21 protein-coding genes and 1 pseudogene are annotated in these 18,669 nt (G+C 42.6%); 7 read left to right on the top strand and 15 right to left on the bottom strand.

The annotated features are described in order from the left end of the window. The first annotated feature begins 410 nt into the window (after positions 1–410). The 3 genes and pseudogenes from V7K31_RS00260 to V7K31_RS00250 form a co-directional block, all read left to right on the top strand. Entirely contained in the window at positions 411–1,427 is a 1,017-nt protein-coding gene (locus tag V7K31_RS00260; RefSeq protein WP_335091890.1) for a potassium channel family protein, read from the top strand. Between the two features lie 89 nt (positions 1,428–1,516). Continuing rightward, the gene (locus tag V7K31_RS00255) at positions 1,517–2,542 is read left to right on the top strand and encodes a leucine-rich repeat domain-containing protein (protein ID WP_335091888.1); all 1,026 of its coding nucleotides are present in this window, start codon (positions 1,517–1,519) and stop codon (positions 2,540–2,542) included. Positions 2,543–2,592: 50 nt separating this feature from the next. Beyond that, positions 2,593–2,718: pseudogene (locus V7K31_RS00250) on the top strand (LysR substrate-binding domain-containing protein); the annotation flags it as partial. Here V7K31_RS00250 and V7K31_RS00245 read toward each other — a convergent pair. The 7 genes from V7K31_RS00245 to V7K31_RS00215 form a co-directional block, all read right to left on the bottom strand. Beyond that, positions 2,704–2,883, bottom strand: a complete 180-nt coding sequence (locus V7K31_RS00245; protein WP_335091887.1) for a hypothetical protein — start codon at positions 2,881–2,883, stop codon at positions 2,704–2,706. The pseudogene V7K31_RS00250 and the gene V7K31_RS00245 sit on opposite strands and share 15 nt — an antisense overlap. Before the next feature lie 91 nt (positions 2,884–2,974). After that, positions 2,975–5,491, bottom strand: a complete 2,517-nt coding sequence (locus tag V7K31_RS00240) for an S-layer family protein (RefSeq protein ID WP_335091886.1) — start codon at positions 5,489–5,491, stop codon at positions 2,975–2,977. A 128-nt stretch (positions 5,492–5,619) separates the two neighbouring features. Then, entirely contained in the window at positions 5,620–5,742 is a 123-nt protein-coding gene (locus tag V7K31_RS00235) for a hypothetical protein (protein ID WP_335091885.1), read from the bottom strand. A 40-nt stretch (positions 5,743–5,782) separates the two neighbouring features. Then, positions 5,783–6,223, bottom strand: a complete 441-nt coding sequence (locus V7K31_RS00230) for a GNAT family N-acetyltransferase (RefSeq protein WP_442941172.1) — start codon at positions 6,221–6,223, stop codon at positions 5,783–5,785. A 161-nt stretch (positions 6,224–6,384) separates the two neighbouring features. Continuing rightward, positions 6,385–6,513: a hypothetical protein gene (locus V7K31_RS00225; protein WP_335091884.1), complete on the bottom strand. Its 129-nt coding sequence runs from the start codon at positions 6,511–6,513 to the stop codon at positions 6,385–6,387. Beyond that, complete coding sequence (locus V7K31_RS00220) at positions 6,503–7,060, bottom strand: methylmalonic aciduria and homocystinuria type D protein (RefSeq protein ID WP_335091883.1); 558 nt, start codon at positions 7,058–7,060, stop codon at positions 6,503–6,505. The genes V7K31_RS00225 and V7K31_RS00220 overlap by 11 nt, the downstream gene beginning before the upstream one ends. Positions 7,061–7,355: 295 nt before the next feature. Next, the gene (locus tag V7K31_RS00215; RefSeq protein WP_335091882.1) at positions 7,356–7,562 is read right to left on the bottom strand and encodes a glycogen debranching protein; all 207 of its coding nucleotides are present in this window, start codon (positions 7,560–7,562) and stop codon (positions 7,356–7,358) included. A gap of 382 nt (positions 7,563–7,944) precedes the next feature. On the opposite strand from V7K31_RS00215, the gene V7K31_RS31720 reads away from it, so the two are divergent. Both V7K31_RS31720 and V7K31_RS00210 read left to right on the top strand, forming a co-directional pair. Next, positions 7,945–8,088 (top strand): DUF6888 family protein, encoded by a 144-nt coding sequence (locus tag V7K31_RS31720; RefSeq protein WP_442941169.1) that lies wholly within the window; start codon positions 7,945–7,947, stop codon positions 8,086–8,088. After that, positions 8,085–8,309 (top strand): DUF6887 family protein, encoded by a 225-nt coding sequence (locus V7K31_RS00210; RefSeq protein ID WP_335091881.1) that lies wholly within the window; start codon positions 8,085–8,087, stop codon positions 8,307–8,309. Before V7K31_RS31720 ends, V7K31_RS00210 begins: the two co-directional genes overlap by 4 nt. Positions 8,310–8,322: 13 nt before the next feature. Here V7K31_RS00210 and rsmH read toward each other — a convergent pair whose 3' ends face one another. Further along, positions 8,323–9,219: a 16S rRNA (cytosine(1402)-N(4))-methyltransferase RsmH gene (gene rsmH, locus V7K31_RS00205; protein ID WP_335091880.1), complete on the bottom strand. Its 897-nt coding sequence runs from the start codon at positions 9,217–9,219 to the stop codon at positions 8,323–8,325. A 379-nt stretch (positions 9,220–9,598) separates the two neighbouring features. On the opposite strand from rsmH, the gene V7K31_RS00200 reads away from it, so the two are divergent. Then, complete coding sequence (locus V7K31_RS00200) at positions 9,599–9,742, top strand: type II toxin-antitoxin system HicB family antitoxin (RefSeq protein WP_442941168.1); 144 nt, start codon at positions 9,599–9,601, stop codon at positions 9,740–9,742. A gap of 188 nt (positions 9,743–9,930) precedes the next feature. Here the strand turns inward: V7K31_RS00200 and V7K31_RS00195 are convergent, their stop codons facing one another. From V7K31_RS00195 to V7K31_RS00170, 6 genes are all read right to left on the bottom strand, one after another. After that, the gene (locus V7K31_RS00195) at positions 9,931–10,302 is read right to left on the bottom strand and encodes a hypothetical protein (protein ID WP_335091879.1); all 372 of its coding nucleotides are present in this window, start codon (positions 10,300–10,302) and stop codon (positions 9,931–9,933) included. After that, positions 10,286–10,792 (bottom strand): hypothetical protein, encoded by a 507-nt coding sequence (locus V7K31_RS00190; RefSeq protein ID WP_335091878.1) that lies wholly within the window; start codon positions 10,790–10,792, stop codon positions 10,286–10,288. Before V7K31_RS00190 ends, V7K31_RS00195 begins: the two co-directional genes overlap by 17 nt. 973 nt (positions 10,793–11,765) lie before the next feature. After that, on the bottom strand, positions 11,766–11,891 hold the full coding sequence (locus tag V7K31_RS00185) for a hypothetical protein (protein WP_335091877.1): 126 nt from the start codon (positions 11,889–11,891) through the stop codon (positions 11,766–11,768). A gap of 58 nt (positions 11,892–11,949) precedes the next feature. Next, positions 11,950–13,758, bottom strand: a complete 1,809-nt coding sequence (locus V7K31_RS00180) for an ABC transporter ATP-binding protein (protein WP_335091953.1) — start codon at positions 13,756–13,758, stop codon at positions 11,950–11,952. Positions 13,759–14,150: 392 nt separating this feature from the next. Continuing rightward, positions 14,151–15,281: an aldo/keto reductase gene (locus V7K31_RS00175; protein ID WP_335091876.1), complete on the bottom strand. Its 1,131-nt coding sequence runs from the start codon at positions 15,279–15,281 to the stop codon at positions 14,151–14,153. A 150-nt stretch (positions 15,282–15,431) separates the two neighbouring features. Continuing rightward, the gene (locus V7K31_RS00170) at positions 15,432–15,929 is read right to left on the bottom strand and encodes a bifunctional nuclease family protein (protein WP_334830337.1); all 498 of its coding nucleotides are present in this window, start codon (positions 15,927–15,929) and stop codon (positions 15,432–15,434) included. Positions 15,930–16,269: 340 nt separating this feature from the next. Between V7K31_RS00170 and V7K31_RS00165 the strand changes: the two genes are divergently transcribed. Beyond that, positions 16,270–16,950 carry a riboflavin synthase gene (locus tag V7K31_RS00165; RefSeq protein ID WP_335091875.1) on the top strand — a complete coding sequence of 227 codons (681 nt, stop codon included), beginning with the start codon at positions 16,270–16,272 and terminating at the stop codon, positions 16,948–16,950. A gap of 76 nt (positions 16,951–17,026) precedes the next feature. Here V7K31_RS00165 and V7K31_RS00160 read toward each other — a convergent pair whose 3' ends face one another. After that, complete coding sequence (locus V7K31_RS00160; protein ID WP_335091874.1) at positions 17,027–18,583, bottom strand: M23 family metallopeptidase; 1,557 nt, start codon at positions 18,581–18,583, stop codon at positions 17,027–17,029. Between the last annotated feature and the right edge of the window lie 86 nt (positions 18,584–18,669).

Genomic DNA, 18,669 nt, shown 5'->3' with positions numbered 1-18,669 from the left:
ACAGTTTTTTGATAATTACCTTGGGCTTGTATCATCAGTAAAGCTAATAAATTTAGGACTTACGCAAAACTACATACGGTAGGGGCAATTCATGAATTGCCCTAAGAAGAAAATTAGGGTTTCGGCTATTGTTTGCGTAAGTCCTGAAATTAATGGAAGAAGCAATACCAACGCTCTCTCCAAAACATGTTTCTGGACATTAGAGCTTCATGTAAAGTTAAAGATGAATATTTTTAAATATTAGGAGTATTGAGTTTGGACTATTAGTTTAGATAACTTGTAGTTTAAATGTACTAAAAAGGACGAATGGTATAAAGTTAGTAGAAAACTAGAAAAAGTAGGCTAAAAATACTATTTTTACGTCATTTTCAACACTTGAGCAAAAATATCAACGTATCCAAAAGGAGTTAATGGCTGGGGCGATCGCTCTTGGTGGTGTTTTCCTCATTGGCACTTTCTGGTATCGAATAATAGAGGGCTGGTCATGGGAAGATGCGGCTTACATGACAGTCATCACTTTAGCGACTGTGGGATATGGAGAGACGCATCCACTGGGTAGCCGAGGACGATTGTTTACAATTGCCTTGATTTTATTGGGTGTGGTGAATATCGGTTACATTGTCAACAGATTTACAGAAGCGATCATTCAAGGCTACTTTCATGAAGGAATTCGGCTACAGCAGCAGAGGCGGTTAATGGAATCCCTATCAGAACATTACATCATCTGTGGATTTAGTCGGACTGGTCGTCAAATTGCCAAGGAATTTCAGGCAGAAGATGTACTTTTTGTGGTGATTGATTCGGAGATGGAATCTGTGCAAAGGGCGCAGATGGAAGGTTATACAGCATTCCAAGGTGATGCTACATTAGATGACACACTCCTGAAAGTTGGTATTGAAAGAGCAACTTGTATCGTTGCAGCACTTCCTTCAGATGCCGAAAATTTATATATAGTATTATCAGCAAAAACACTGAATTCGGGAATTCGAGCGATCGCACGGGCAAGTACAGAAGAAGCTTTGCAGAAGTTACAACGCGGTGGTGCAGATGAGGTGATATCCCCCTATATTACTGGTGGGAAGCGGATGGCTGCTGCGGCTCTCAGACCCCAAGTGTTGGACTTTGTAGACGGGATTTTGACAGGTGCAGACCGTCAGTTATATATGGAAGAATTTTTACTCGACCCGGCTTTTTGTCCTTTTGTGGGTCAAAGTTTGCAAAAGGCGAGATTGCGATCGCAATCTGGGGCATTAGTTCTGGCAATTCGCCGCCTTGATGGGACTCTCATCGGTGGTCCCACTGGGGATACAGTGTTAATGTCGGGCGATCGGCTGATTGGGATGGGTACAGCTGAACAGTTGCGGAGCCTTAATCAAATTCTCGGCCCGATTAATTCCAAGGAACTGCGGCGACCGAAAAATAGCTGATTTTGTTTTTCATTAATTACTTTTTTATACCAAATTTAGGCAATGCTTGTATAGTGTAATTGCATAAACGAATAGTATAGTATCATGCAATGAAACCTACTTTAGCGATCGCCACAATATTTACTTTTACTTTGGGATTTTACACCACACAGACTATTGCTGCTCCTTTAGCAACTCCCAAAAGCTTTACAGATTGGTGCCAGCAGAAATCAACTTTACCTCCACAGACAAAACATACTGTTGAGGTTCTTTTAGAAAAAGCCCAGACTCAAAATTGCAAGCAGGCTAACAAAAAGCTGACTAATTTGACTAAACTCTCCCTTAACTCAAATAAAATCAGTGATATCAAGCCTTTGTCTGCTCTGACTAATTTGACTTCTCTCGACCTCGGTTCAAATGAAATCAGCGATATCAAGCATTTGTCTGCTCTGACAAAATTGACTTCTCTCGACCTCAATTTTAATGAAATCAGTGATATCAAGCCTTTCTCTGCTCTGACAAAATTGACTTTTCTCTCCCTGCACTCAAATAAAATCAGTGATATCAAGCATTTGTCTGCTCTGACTAATTTGACTTCTATCGACCTCGGCATAAATGAAATCAGCGATATCAAGCCTTTGTCTGCTCTGATCAATTTGACTTCTATCGACCTTGGCACAAATGAAATCAGCGATATCAAGCCTTTGTTTGCTCTGACTAATTTGACTGCTCTCTCCCTCCGCTCAAATGAAATCAGCAATATCAAGCCTTTGTCCACTCTGACTCATTTAACTTCTCTCTCCCTGCGCTCAAATGAAATCAGCGATATCAAGCCTTTGTCCACTCTGACTAATTTGACTTATCTCTACCTCAACTCAAATGAAATCAGCGATATCAAACCCTTGTCTAATCTGACTAATTTGACTATTCTCTCCCTTGAATCAAATCAAATCAGCGATGTCAAGCCTTTCTCCGCTCTGAAAAATTTGACTGAACTCTCCCTTAACTCAAATAAAATCAGCGATATCAAGCCTTTATCCGCTCTGAAAAATCTGACTTTTCTTAATATTAGGAATAACGCGATCGCACGCAAAATATGTCCTGTAAAACCAGAATCTATTTGTCAATTTGATTAGCTTCATAATTGACAGCCGTCAGATTGACTCTGAAAGAATAATCCAAAATTCTCTGCCAGCAAACAGGCTTTAGTCCCTCTGTAAGTCAACAAGCCATCCAGATGCAAACAATTATTAGCCTAGTAGCAGCCAAAATAGGTGTTGCAATTGTGCCGACATCTTTACAAAATCTGGAATGAACTGGGTAGTTTATAAAAATATGGAACCAGCCAGCCCGCCTCGTTGCGATCGCACTCTTGCCGGACAGTTACACCGAAACCAACGCGCCCACTCAACGTTTGTAGCGATGCCGAAGTTGGCAAGCTACGCTGCATTGCATCAAGCACAATCGCCCGTCCCATACCAAGACCTTCACTCAACAATCACTTTAAAATCTGTAGCGCTTATCCCGCAAAGCTTAGAGCTTTTCTTAGTGCCATTTTGTTATATCTATCAGAGTGAATTTTGAGGAATAGCCGCACAGGTTAATGCTTGTTGCACCAGAGTCGGAGATTGATCTGCAAATAACTCAATTTTGCCCTGTGCATTACGTCGCCAACCAGTGGCTTTGACGAGAACTTCTGGAGATTCGGGCATTTGTGCTGTCACTGGCCCAGTATGGCGATATGCAGTCAGATTGCGGATATCAGACCAAGTGCGTAGGCGTAGCCCGTCGTAGACATCGCTCCTCACATCCTGCGTGGGATTTTGCGGTATCCCACCCCGTCCCGTTGCCACAAAACTACTACCTTGATTTGCAGAACAACCACTAGCTATTTGCTGTGATGGATCGGTGACATTTGCGGGTAATTCCACTAAGCCAGAATTGGGATCTACACCAATGGTATTAACTTCCACTATACCGTTAACCCCAAATTTGGAACTAGCGGTAATATCGTTCTCTGGAGTGAGTTGTGTCCGATATTCTAAACCGAAAATACCCTGAGTCGTAATGTTAATATTACCACCATGACCTTGGAGTGCGTTAGCAACAATGTCACTGTTTTCTAAGCCCAGAATAATGGGTGAATTGATCAGAATGTTGCCACCGTTACCCGTACCACCGGCGGTTGCGGTTATGTTGCTACCATGACGCATAAATAAGGTATTAGCTTGGAGATTAATACTGCCACCCTCACCGGATTTAGTAGCCGCAGTGATGCTGCCAGTGCGATCGAGGAAAATGCTATCTGCATTGATGTAGAGGTTTCCAGCATTACCAATCCCTTGATGCTCAACCCCCACCGTACCGCGATCGCTAATCTGTAAGCGTGAGGTGTTGATGGTCAGGTCACCTACTGTGCCTGTGGGAAAAGGCGGTAATCCAAACTGCTGTCGTAAGGCGGCTGGGAGGATCTCAGCATTGGTCACGACTCGGCTGGGGACACCCGACTGAGCACCCACACCACTGACTTCAATGGAGTCAGAAACGTTGATCACTAAATTGCCTGAATTACCAGTGGCAATGGTGGAATTACCCACAATTGCACCATCCTGCACGTTCATTGTGCGGGTGCTGACCGTGACTTGACCCGCATTCCCTGAGCTGCCTGCACTCGCCGTAATCCCACTGGAACTCAGATTGAATGGGTTTTCTCCGCTCAGTTCGATGGACTTAGAGGCATTAATGTTGCTATTGCCACCCGCCCCTATGCCAGTGCTAGTAAGCACTATCTTACCACCCGCCTGCGCCGTCAATGTCCCAGTTGAGACTTGAATATCTCCTGCCCGTCCAGAACCAAAGGTGTTTGTAATCAGCGAACTCGTAGTAGAACCGGGACTAGTTGGCGAAAACCCAATCAGGTCAAGTGAATCTGCTGCGGTGACAGCGATGTTTCCCCCAGTTCCTGCACCAAAGTTCCGCGAGGCGAGAGTTCCCCCATCCAAGAGTTGCACTCGTGGCGCAGACACCACCAAATCACCCCCTACACCAGTCCCAGCATTATCGGAACGCAAAAAGTTTTGGGCAAAACCAAAAGTCCCCCCGCCCCGCATCTCAAATAACTCACTAGCATTGACGACAATATCTCCCATTTCCTGATTTCCCTGATTGACCAATAAAGCCCCAGAACCGCCTGTAAAGCTAACATTCCGACCTTGGAGGTGAATGGCACCTGAAGGGGTGCCACTGGCATTAGCAAGGGCTTGGTTGGACAACTGGATATCGCCAAACTGCTGGATATTGGCATAGTCAAACTTCCCAGTGGAGGAATTTAGATTCACCGTTCCGGCACTGGCGCTACCCAATTCGATCTGTCCAGAAGGTGCCTGTAAGACTCCACCATCTAAGGTGATACTTCCTCCCACCAAGGCCAGGGTCTTGCCAGGGGTGACACTTAAGCCCGTGGGAGTCGTACCCAGCTTTGTAGGAGTGAATTGGGCAATCAAACGATGTCCTGTGTTTTGGACGGTAATTGAACTGGGATTATTGCCCATTTGCAACCCAATGGGGACACTAATTGTCAACAATGGTGGACTACTGGGATTTACTGCACTAAACTCAGTCCCATCGGCAAACTTAATACTATTCGCCGTCGTACCCACAAATGAGCCGCCAATATTCAACGCGGCATTTTTCCCAAACACAATCCCCGCCGGATTAAGCAAAAATAAACTCACCTGATTATTGCTATTGAGAGTGCGAATTAATCCGTTAATATCAGAAATATTTCCACCAGTTACCCGACTAAATATAGTAGTAATATTTGGTGTGTTGATTAAATCAAAATTTGCTGAACCACCCACAGACACTGAGAAATTACTGAAGCTATGAAATAAATTATTACTTTTTTCAATCCCATTCAAAATCGTGAAATTATTCCCGCTTTGGTTGACAGTGGTGTTGGTAGTGCCATCAGATGCGACTTGCGCCATTGCGGGTAATACCATCCCCGCAGTCAATAACCCCGTGGTGAATGCTCCGAGAAATGCGTTAAACCTTTGGGTTATCGCAAAGCGAATCGTCCTCATGCCTTCAATACTCCCTTGCTCTGACTGAAGTTAGGTTTCCCGAAATGGTATCATTCCTAACACAATCAACAGTGGTTTTTAGCGATCGCTTGTTTTTGACCTCACCTCATCAAATCGCGTTGTTCCCGTTATGAAACAGCCAGCCCAAAAGTTGCATTCGTTGCAGACGTTGGCGTAGCCATCGCAATGATTTGCCGCAGTAGCGAAACATCCCCAATCATACAGAGGTTTCTGGAGATTGTAAAACGCATAGTTTGATTTATTCCTGGCGACTTACTTATCCCGTTTCACTTATTTACCAATCAGTATCCACTGCAAAAATCTGCAAATGGCTGTTAAATCCTCTGATTGCGAATGTTCTCCCTCAGTAGCTGAAGATAGCCATTTTTGCATACGGATATAGGGTATATAAATTCCAGTACTTGAAATTATGTAAGCTTCGCCAAACTCTTGATAACCAGATCTTTCATAAAAAGGTTTAGCAGTGATTGATGCACAAACAGCTAATGTATTGATGTTTTCGGACAAAGCTTTGCGTTCTATTGCTTTTAGTAACTCTCTGCCAATTCCTTGTCGTACATATTGAGGATGGACATAAATTGCACTCACCCAATATCTGGAGTACGCAGAGGAACCAACAATTGTTTCTCCAATTTCAGCAACAAAAACTATATCTTTTGTATCTTTCCCTTGTAAGTCATTTAACTGTTTATCGTTCAATAAGCCTTGAATCTGTTCAGGATTATAATCTTAGGAACAAAGTATCTGTATAGCATCTCTTCGGATATCAAAAATCTGATTTCTATCTTGCGGTTGGACTAGTCGAATTTTCACGTAATTAGGCTAGGTTCTATTCATTAGTAGGTTTTAACACATCTTTTGATACATTACACTTAGCTCAACCACTGCAAAATATCGGCTTTACTTTCTACTAAGCTTTTATATACCAATAATTCCAGCCACATGGACTGAATCGCCGCATACAGCCTATGCCCAATGCCCAATTCCCAATTAATAATCAATTTCTTTCCACCCATGCATAGCTGCTATACCTTTAGTAACCAATTCGATCACAATTGGGGGAGCTTCTGATATCAAAATGCTAGGATAAACTGCTGCACCCCAATCGGGATGAATTAATACACGGCATTGATTTTTAATCACTGGATAGTTGAGCAAAGCTTTGACAACTGCTGTGTCATCGTGGGGAATTGCTCCGGGATGGGACATTAAAGGATAGCCTGTACGAGGGTCGATCAGGTCAGTTAAATAGCCGCGATCGCGCAGATTAAATGCCAAATCGCAGCCAAATCTCATAAACTTTTCTCGTAACCGTTCTTTTTCTGTCTCTACTTCTGCTGTCTTTTCGACTAGTTGATAACGTGATTGCTGTAAGACAATCACTACTCGTAAAAATGGCTGCCGTTTCCAATCTGGTAATATCCGTTCGCAGTTGGCACAGATATATTGACTGGGAGCATGAATTGAAATTTGAACCGCTTGTCCCGTTTCGGCAACTAAGTTAATGGGACAGGCTTGCTCCGAAGTGTAAACCTTGGGATAGTTCACTAAATTGATTCGGTTTATGCAAGTTTTTTAATTTAATCTCCGGTATAGATGATAGCTCTTAAAAGTTCCAAAAAATCATCCATTTTCTCTAATATGTCACTTTCTTTGGAAGCAGTTGTTAATAATTTGATAATTTTAATCCGAATTTTATCCTTTATTAACCTGTCTAATGGGATTTGCGATCGCTGTAGGCGTTGGCATAGATGCAGCGTGTGGTAAACAAGCGATGCCTATGGTGGGCTACGCCTACGCGGATTGAAATATGTTCGCTCAAAATCCCAAAAAATGACCCGAATTAATTGAGTTTTAAAGAATTCACCGGCACTTCATCCCAAGAATCGACTGTCCGCAATCGTGCTATCCAACCTGCTGCCTTTTGCGTCTCGGTCAAATTATTCTCAAAGGAATCATGACAATCCTTAGCTTGAGATTCATTACAACAGGCAATACAGGCATGAATCATTCCAGACGGATCAATTTGCTCATTTACCCAAATAGTCATGGAGTATTCCCTCGAAAACTGTAGCGAAAAAAGCTATTCGTCATTTTAGAATACTATTAAAGTCGAAAATTCTAGAGCAAAATCGGTTACAAATATTGAACTAATCCCAATTCCCGATTACTAATTTACAATTACCCAGTTCCGCTTCATCTGCTAGGCGCATAGGATTTATCTCTCCAACAACGCTAAATTAACAGATCGTTGAGATGGAGCAGTTTAACGCTGCATTGTAGTTACAGTAGCTTTGCAGCTATCCTGAGTTTGTCCGATCGCGATCGCAGGTTATTGAAAATTTATTTTATTAAGTAAGTGGGTCAAATTAAATATAAAACCTCACCCTGCCTCCGGCTTCCCTCTCCAAAGCATCCCAGAGGGATTGAGGGTGAGGTTTTATCTTATATTTAATTGTGCCTCCCTACTTAATATCGTTCGTATAGATGAACGGACAAAAAATCTATTCTTCTTGGCAGGTGAGGAAAATATTATAGAGATATACCCTAACGGTAAATGGAGATACATAGGATGAGCAAGCCTAATTTTCATGCAATGAGTCAGAAAGAGTTACATAATTACGTTCTTGCTCATCGGGAAGATCAGGAAGCCTTCTATGCTTATGTCGATAAGCTGCATCTCGAAGGTAATTGGATTGAAATGCCACCGTTACAGTCAGAACAGGATTTAGAAAATTATCCTAAGTTCATTGAGCGTATTCGCAGCAGTTCTGAGCCACGAGATGGAGCAGTTTAACGCTGCATTGCAGTTACACCAGCTTTTCGGCTATCCTCAACTTGGCCGATCGCGATCGCGGATTATTACCAATTTCCTCTTCTTGTGCAATAATCGGCTTTTTTGTCAAGACCTTTAATAAAGGTAAATTTCTTAAACCATGCTTCACCGGGCGATCTTCCAAACTGTGAAAACTGATAATCACAATTCTGCCACCAGGGACAAGGGCATTTGGGGCTTTATCTAGAAAGGTTTCTAGGGATTTTAACTCGTCGTTGACGACAATTCGCAGAGCTTGAAAAACACGGGTAGCGGGATGAATTCTACCATAACGGTATTTCGGGGGAACTGAAGAAGCGATCGCTTCCGCCAATTCTGTAGTCGTGTGCAACGGACGACGTTCAACAATGCGACGAGCAATGCGCCGCGATAATCTCTCTTCACCGTACTTAAAGAAAATATCTGCTAAATCCGCTTCATCCCAATTATTAATCACATCGGCAGCAGTTAGCGATCGCCCTCGATCCATTCGCATATCCAAATTCGCGGCTTGGCGAAAGCTGAAACCCCGTTCTGCTTGATCTAAATGGTAAGAACTCACCCCCAAATCGGCGATAATACCGTCAAAAGTGTTAGGGGTAAACTCGTAGGCAGCAAAGTTACTATGAATAAATTGTATGCGATCGCTATATTCAGCTAAGTTCTTCTGTGCTGCTGCTAAAGCATCTTCATCTTGGTCAACAGCCGTTACCCGCACATCCGCCGCAGCTTCTAAGATCAGGCGACTATGACCACCGCCACCTACCGTCACATCTAAATAATGCCCGCCGGGACGCACCGCTAAACCCTCAATTACTTCTCGCCCCAAAACGGGAATATGGGAAAAAGCTAGTTCTTCTAAATCTAGCGGTGTTTGTGAATCTGATTTCATCTTTAATTTTATTTTTGATGAAGAAATGGGATGGACTAATTTCTTATTCTTGCTGCTATAAATTTAATTATCTGATTTGTAATAATTCACTTTTTTAACGAACTACAAAGGCGTAGAGGACGCAGAGAAAATAAAGTAGGAAGATTCACTCACGATTTAGGGATTCAACATAATTTTGCGAGCCGGAGACAACAAAGAGTTAATGACTGGTATTAGTATAAGCAGTTTTAACACCCTCACTTTAGCAAAAACAGGCGATGCCTGCGGTGATCACTGAGCTTTGTCGAAGTGCGGGCTATTCGGCGTCGCCTTTGTCAAGTGAGATAAATGAAGCGATCGCTTTCTCAGCTTAATAGACAACAATCATTATGCCTACAGTATGGTAATTCAATGGCCAGATGAGGATAATTGCTACTTAGTACACTTACCGGAATTCCCTTGGCAGCAATTCCACACTCATGGTAAGATTTATGAAGAAGCCGCTAAACATGGACAGGAAGTGATTGAGTCTCTGATTGAATAGTATGAAGAGTAAGGAAAACCTTTGCCAGAGCCAATAACTTTTTCTCAAAAACCTTAAAAAGTTGCTTAAATCTTTTTTAGATCCTTTGCACAAGTAAAGCGATCGCAGTTTTCATCTCTCCACAACGATTGCTTACCTATCTTCCTCAATTAGTTAGTTAACAATATCTACCATTAATTCACGTAAGGCTACAAAATTTGATGAATACTTTCTACAACCTGCCCAATATAATCTACTGTATCACCAACCATTGATTCGTCGATATACCAGCGATTACCTATGTTGAGGGTGGGATCTATATCTGCTTCATGAGCAATTTTGTTTCTGCGATCCACAATTAAAGTAAGTTGTTGCTTAATATCTTTAGAAGGTTTACTCATTATGGTAGCAACCTCATGGATATAATAATCCAAGGCACTAACAGTTAGAACTAGTGCAGCTCGTAAAATGTCTGAAAGATCCAGAACAGCAGTAGCTTGAGCCTTAACAGAAGTATGAAGAGCAATCAGATCGCGAACACGCTGAATACTAATGCGAAATTGGTCAAGCGCTGATTGCATAACTGGATGATAGTGCAATAATTTTATCTGCTAAGTCAGAAAAAGTTGTTTTAAATTCCTCTTGCTTTTTTTGATTATTTTCGCGTACTATACCTGTCTGTCCTAATTGTTCCGTTGTAAGTGCATAAACTGGTGTACTATGTTTTTGCGATAGAGCAATTAAACTATTAAAATTAGAAATTTTTGTCAGAGTACAACTACCATTCATACCCAGTTCAGTAGAGACTGCTTTAGGTAATAACAGATTATTTTTATCTAAAATTGGTACTAGTTTATCAAATACTGCATCCTCAATTTTTTCTATCCATGTTTGAAATGCTGCTGTTTCTTTACCCCTAATAATTCTATAGTTCTGAACTATAATTCCTAAAAACTTCAAGTTAAATTCTGGAAATGGATAAGTAGCTTCCTTTAATATAGGGTTTACGCTTGCCATCCTTGCCCAACTACACCACTTTGATAAAATTCTAGACAGAGAATCAATTGCCATCACAGAGAAAAAATCAGCCGTTGTAGGCACTAAGAAAAAGTCACTATTTTTAGTTTTTAAAATTAGGTCTTTCTCCTCATCATCTAAGTAATGATACTGAATTTACCCCACTGTTATTAAAATTTAGATGACAAAAAAATATATTGAAGTTATATTATCTTCAAGCATAGTTTCCTGAAGGAGAATTTTAATTCCATGAGTAACGAAAAGCCTCCTGATAGATCGGGTAAATTTGAGCGACCTAAAGTCACTTGTCCAAAATGTGGTGGCTCAGGAAAAACAAATTTTTCAGGTCAGAGGCAAGAAGCCCAGTGTCAAACATGTAAAGGAACAGGTCAAGTTTCAGGTTAATTAAAAGCATTCTTAAAGTTAAAGTTACACCCTAGGAAGGAAAGCACCCCCATCAAGCAAGTATCATAACTAATCAATGACAATCAAACGAGTCAAGGTCAATGACCCATTAAATAATCAAATAAGGCGATGTAATAGAGGCGATCACCTCGCGTTCTCCATCACCCCAAGCAACAAAACAAAATCCCCCTCTCAAGTGCGGGAAATGTTAGCCCTCCATAAAACAATTGGGGGGCTTTTATTTTCATCTATCATATAATCCATTGCACTAAAGCTAAGAGATCGCACTTGATTAAATGGGAACCCTAGTAATAGTTGCGTTCCCCAATGCCATAAGCTTTTTAAGCTTGCTCGATTTTGTTCAGGAAATGCTACCCCAGGCTAGAAGAATTGCACCTAGCGAGCTTACTTGGAATGAGATTCTTAGCTCGACTTTATCCAAAATTAAGAGATCGGTTTTCTTTATCCGGCAAAAACCCTAGCTTTTTGGCAAATACTTTTTCCACGTCATAAATTATCGATGAAGATCAAAAAGTAAAACTTCCATCGTACAAGGGTTTCAGCTTATGTGTTCGCCTAAGCGCAAAAATGGATAAAGTCGAGCTTAGGGGTAATAAATTTTTTACCCCAATCCCTCAACACCAGCACTTTCCCCTTCCGGCTCAACAGGCTCAAATTTCACCTTGTTGTATAAATCTTGTAGAGAAATCTCAAATGGTACGGTTACAAGTGCGTAGGCGTAGCCCATCGAAGATATCGCTTCATCTTCTTCATCATATTCACGAAGCGTCTATTAGCCCCTTTTCCTATTGATAACCAGCTGCTTGTAACAGAAACAACTTGGAATAACGTCCTCCTAGCTGTAATAATTCTTCGTGAGTTCCCTGTTCTATAACTTCGCCGTTTTCAATTACTACGATTTTGTCAGCCATCCGTACTGTCGAGAAGCGATGGGAAATCAAAAGTACCATTTGATTTTGAGTAATAGCGCGAAAATGATTGAAAATCTCAAACTCAGCTTGGGCATCGATTGCTGATGTTGGTTCATCTAATACCAAGATATCTGCTTGCGATCGCATGAAAGCACGAGACAAAGCAATTTTCTGCCACTGTCCCCCAGAAAGTTCCTGTCCTCCCTTAAACCAACGACCAAGTTGAGTCTGAAAGTTGTGGGGTAATTGGTCAATAAAAGATTGCGCCATGCCTTTTTGGGCAGCAGTTTGCCAACGGGTTTTGTTTTCGAGATGTTCTACATCACCCACGCCAATATTCTCACCCACAGTGAATTGATAGCGGACAAAGTTCTGAAAAATCACACCAATGCGCCGCCGCAGCACATCCACATCCCATTCCTGCAAATCCAAGCCATCTAAGAAAATTCGCCCAGAGTCTGGGGTATAGAGTCGGGTAAGTAGTTTGATTAAGGTAGTCTTCCCAGAACCGTTTTCACCCACAATTGCCAGTTTCTCTCTGGGTTTCAAATGTAGCGAAATGTTTCTCAATGCTGGTTTGGAACTTCCTGGATAAGTAAATGATACGTTCTCAAAACGGATACCATCTTGGGGATTTAAACCAATGGTTGCTTTACCCCAAGACTTTGGTACTTCCTCTTCGAGGAAATCGTAGAGATTTGATAGATATAGGTTGTCTTCATACATCCCTCCAATAGAGGTGAGGGCATTGGAAAAAGTAGACTGTCCTTGACGAAACACAGTCAGATACAGTGTCATATCTCCCAAGGAAATCTTACCTAACACTGTTTCCAGCACAATCCAAGCATAAGCTAGGTAAAAAGCACCAGTACTGACTAAACTTAGGAGATAGCCCCACAATCCTCGCCGCAGAGTCAAATCGCGGTCTTCGCCATAGAGTTGATCGAACAGGTTGCGGTAACGTTCTAGCAGCATCTCTCCCAGCTGGTAGAGTTTGATTTCTGTGACAAAATCTTCTCTCGCTAGCAGATTTTCTAAGTAGTTCTGTTGGCGGGTTTCTGGCGCACGCCAACTAAACAAGCGAAAACCTTCTCCAGCAAATTTCGTTTCGGCAATAAATACGGGCATAGCTGCCACAATCAGCATTACCACCGCCCAAACTGAGAAATTTACTAGCAAAATACCGTAGGTGACAAGGGAAAGAGCATTTTGCACTAACCCAAAGGTGCGGTTTACTAAGGAAAGGGGACGAACTGATGCTTCTCGTCGGGCATTGGTCAATTTATCATAAAATTCTGAGTCTTCAAACTGCCTAAGATCCAGTTTCAGCGCCTTTTCTAAGATGAGTACATTAACACGCTGACCCATTAGCGCCCGCAATAACGACTGACAAATGATTAGTCCACGTTGACTGCCTGCTAGTAAAATTACAGCGATCGCTTCTAATCCTACATACGACAGAGAGGGATAAATATTCACAAAACCATTGCTCTGTGAATTAACTTGAGAGGCAAATACCACCGCATCAACAATTAACTTGCTGATGTAGGATATCGCCGCCGGTAAAAGACCACCCACTAAAGTTAAACTTGCCAGAAGAATAGTAAGCGATCGGCTAGTAGTCCATACTAAGTTTACAGCCCGTCCACTGTAGCGGAAAACCGTCAGTGATTGGCGGAGGATATTTCTTTTTTTTTAATTTTCATCTTTCTTGCCGCGAGATACCCCAGCTTGGGCTGATCTTCCTAAATCTTTTAATCTTTTATAAATTTTACATTTTTATCGGCTCTGATCGGCGCAAAACATAAAAGGAGAGAGGCTTTAAATCGGGAGCATCTCAGTTTTGTAAATTTATCCTAAATCGACCCCCCTTAATCCCCCTTTGTTAATGGGAGAAACAAGATTTATACTCCCTCTCCTTACTAAGGAGAGGGTTGGGGTGAGGTTTTACAGACTTTCTACACTCATTGAGATGCTCCCCTTTAAATCTTACTCCCCTTCCCTTGTAGGGAAGGGGTTGGGGGTTAGGTCTGTATTCCATGCAATTGAGAACCGCTATAGAAGTCAAAAGAGTGTCAACCCCACAATCTCCTACCTACTTTCCCATTTAATTTTTGGTGAGTATCTTCCAATAAAGCTGGAATATCTAATTTTTCTGGACACCGAGGCAAACAGTCACCACATTCTGTACATCGGTTGCCTTTCATGCCAGGGAACCAGTGACCAGCATTTTCAAACATTCCATAACGATATTCCCCATAGTCTTTCATGTCGTATGCAACTGCGAGATTACGTAACCGCAATACCTCTGGAATATTGATATTTTCTGGACAGGGCAAACAAGCATAACACTGACTACATTTTTCAGTTCCCAAAGCAACTTTTTGGTGATTTTCTAATTGCTGGAAAGCGAAAATTTCTGCTGATGTTAACTCTCCATCATCGTCAGCGACTCGCAAAGGTTCCTTTAATTCATCTGGGTTTGCTGGACCTATACTCAAAGTAGTAATACGGTGATCAGCAAGTAAAAATCGATAGCTCAATTCTAAGGGTGAATACGGCTGACATAGGTCTTTTAGGGTTTGGGGTGGCGTGTAGAGACGTCCTCCCTTATCAGCAGGGGAAATAATAAAAATCCCCATGTCCTTTTCGGCAGCTAGTTGAATCGCTGCTGCGTGCCGTTGAAAAAAATAGTAATAATGCAGATTGACAAATTCAAACAAATCTGTGTTAATTGCAGCCTGAATTACCTCTAATGGCCCGTGGGTGGAAAAACCAACGTGTCGCACTCGGCCATCAGCAACAGCTTCCTCCACGGCTTGCATACAGCCATTTTTGGCTTGCACCCATTCCAAATGTTGCCAAGTGTTCAAACCATGAACCCCTAAGCAATCTAAATAATCTAGTTGTAATCGTTCTAGCGACTCGTCGATGCACCGACGCATGCTGTCAGCATCTGCTGTGGCTGAGATTTTGGTAGTGACATAAAGCCTCGTTCGGGGTACTGACAACCCAGCTTTTAGCGCCCTACCAAGATACTCCTCACTTTTGCCGTAACCTCTGGCGGTTTCTAGATGATTAATTCCTAGCGCTAAGGCTTGTTCGATGGTCTGGTGAGCATTTTCAAAAGAAGCCAAGTAGCGCATTGTTCCCAAGGAAAAAACCGAGAGGCGCAAATTCGTTTTCCCAAAGCGTCGGTATTGCATAAATTCAGTTCTGAGTGGTGAGTGCTGAGTAGAAACACGATTAATATTGTCTGTACAAGAGTCAAAGATGAAAAAGAAAGAATAAAGAATTGATTTTTTTTAGATTCTCTATTCTTTCTCAGCACTCAGCACTCAGCACTCAGCACTCTTTTAGCTGTCGCCATTACCAAAGCGCTTGATCAAATCTTCAGGACGGAGATTGGAAATAAATTCACGGAAGGCTTGCTGTTCGGCTTCATCTGCATCGCGATCAACAGGGATAGAAGCATCAGCAACGACTTCTTCCATTACCCAGATGGGAGTATTTGTACGCAGGGCAATAGCGATCGCATCACTAGGACGCGCGTCAATTTCTTTTTTGACTTCGCCTTGCTGGACGATTAAAGCTGCATAAAATGTATCCTTTTGCAGGGAATGAATAATTACCTTTTCTAGAGTCATATTCCAAGTTTCTAGAAGATTTACAATCAGGTCGTGGGTTAAGGGTCTAGGAGGCTTCTGATTCTCCAGTGCGCCCATAATTGCCCTAGCCTGTTCCTGACCGATGTAAATTGGCAAAGCCCGCCGATCTGAAGAATCTTTCAAAAGGACGATCGGGCTGCGGGTTATGGCATCTAATGCTATGCCAGCGACTTTCATTTCAATCATTGACTAAGCCTCTACAATCCTTTGAGAGCCAGGGATGCTATGTAACAAATAGCACCTTTTTTTCGGCGGTTTGGTGAGAGTAATAAACATAAGCATTCGTTCTCTATAATTGCTTCTATTAAACTCCGAACTTGGGGTGAAAACCAGAGTAAGTCAAATTGGTCTTCTTAGACAATAACCTTCTTACCCAAGTATGCCTTGTGAAGGATGCTAATGTGTTAATATTCCTATACGAAAAAAAGTCAGAAAATATACTTGGATATTCTAGATTTCTGTGACAATTACCAATTGATTTCAGGCAAAATTAGGTAATAAATAGAGTTAGTTTGACAAAAAAGCCGTGTTTACAGGATTAATCCAGGCATTAGGAACGATGGAACCCTTAGGGGGCGATTCTTGGCAAATTACTTGTGTAAGCCAGTCGGGTGAAGTAATTATGCAAGATTTAGCTTATGGTGACAGTGTTGCTGTAGATGGTGTTTGCCTGACAGTAGAAAAAGTTTTAAAAGACGGGTTTATTGCCACTGCTTCACCGGAAACTCTACGCCGCACGACGTTGGGAGGTGAGCAAACCCAACAGAGATATGTCAATTTAGAAGCGTCGCTCAGGGTGGGCGGCAAAGTTGGCGGTCATTTTGTGATGGGTCATGTAGACGGCATTGGTCGATTGTTAGTGGCAGAACAAACGGCTAGTTCTTGGGAAATGACCTTTATTGCATCCGAGGCGATCGCGCGGTACATTGTCCCTAAAGGTAGTATAGCGGTCAATGGCATCAGCCTCACAGTCGCCGCATATGAGCCAGAACTCTCCCAATTCAAAGTGGCGGTAATTCCTCTCACATACACCGAGACAAATCTTCGCTATTTGGTTCCTGGGAGTTTGGTGAATCTAGAAGGGGATATTCTCGGCAAATACGTCGAAAAATTACTTTACTCTGGCAACCCACACACCCCAGCCCCTGATAACAATAGTATAGATGGGATTACACCCACATTCTTAGCAGAACACGGGTATCTCTGAATTTTAGATTTTAGATTTTGGATTTTGGATTTTAGATTAATTTAAAATTTAAAATCCAAAATCCAAAATTCCCAATCTAGCCGCCTGGTCGCTGGCTTACCTGAGCAGTTTGTAAGCCTCGCACTAACTGGCTGAGGGCAGACTGTAATTCCACACCTGAGTCAGTAGCAACCCACCCATCTTGTGTCAGGTGGCGAACTTCAAAGTGCAGGTGAGGACCTGTGGAGTTCCCGGTGCTACCAACTAGCCCGATGACAGTTCCAGGTTGTACCCACTGACCGGGTTGAACAAGGATTTCTGACATGTGACCATAGAGAGTTTGTTCAGCAGATTTGTGATTCAGAATAACGGTTAAACCATAACCACCCACCCAGTTAGCAGTTTCTACTTGACCAGCAGCAGCTGCCAAAACTGGTGTTCCGGTAGGCGCACCTAAGTCTGTACCAGCATGGAAGCGGCGATCGCCTGTGATTGGATGAATTCGCCAACCAAACAACGAAGTAATGGGAGCGGGAATAGACAATGGATACATCATTCCCGTACCGCTATAGGCGACTCTCGCCGTGTAAGGGATTTGCGGCAATACTGATGCCAGTGAGAAGTCGTAAGCTACGGTGCTGGGGCGGGGTGCAATGTTGCCATCTGCCATTGGTGGAGGTAAAGTACCGCCACTTGGCGTGATGGGAGTTGCGCTCACTGTTGTGGGGCTGAACTCGCCGGGACTCGGGATAAACCGATTCGGGCGATATGCGCTCTTGGTGTCACCAGTAGAACCACTTTGAATAGGATGCCATCTGCTGGTTTTGCCAGTAGTTGCAATCTGCCGCACGGGTGGAACTACTGCTAATTGGGCATTTTGACTTCTTCTGAGCCAATTAGGTGCTGGTTTACCATTAGAATCAGCAACATTCCTTTGAGGTACTTTGGCGCAAACGCCGCCTAATACACTTTGCCCTGATGGCAAAATGGCTCGACAACCACTGGAACGGTCTGTGAGAATTACAGAATTTGGTGCTTGATAAGTACCTGTGGCACCACTGTCATAATTATTAGGATCAATATAGGCGTTATTATAATCCTTGGTTTTCCCCGCCGTTGCACTGACAGTACTGTTCGAGTTATTTGCTGGTTCAGCAACTTCTGGAAGTTTTTCAGGTAAAGAGCGGATAAGGGTATTGGGTTTTTCCAGTCTCACTCTTGCAGGAGTAACCTGGGAGGTTTCTACTTTCGGCTTTGACTGTCTGATAATCACAACAGGTTGGGCAGCTTCGATTTTGGGTGTAGACTGTCTAACTGGCTCTTTTGATTGAGCAACCTCTGGCTTGCTTAATCTCTGTCTGAATTTGGCTCGCCGTTGGGAAAATTCCGGTTGGGCTGACACGGCTTCGGGCGCAACAGCCTGTTTTTTAACTGGATTTGTAACTGCTGTTGACTGCGAACTTTCAACAGTGGGAACGATGTTATCTATTTGTGTTTCCGTTTGGGCAAACACGAAGCCGCCACTGAGGAGGCTAACGCTACTCAGCCAGCAGAGGCTCTGAGCTGGTAGTGTCGAGGCAAAGCGTTTTTTTGTCAGACATCGCTGCCATAAGTAATGCAAACGATCATGGGCAGAATTATTGCGTTGCGTCATTTGTTCTCTCAGTTGTGTGTAATTAGCCTAAAGAGATGATGTTAGTGGTTTGTCTTGCCCAAAGAGCTAAATTTTGAACAAACCTC

Source organism: Nostoc sp., assembly GCF_036917675.1.
Taxonomy (GTDB): domain Bacteria; phylum Cyanobacteriota; class Cyanobacteriia; order Cyanobacteriales; family Nostocaceae; genus Nostoc.
This window is presented reverse-complemented; position numbering and strand designations above follow the sequence as displayed.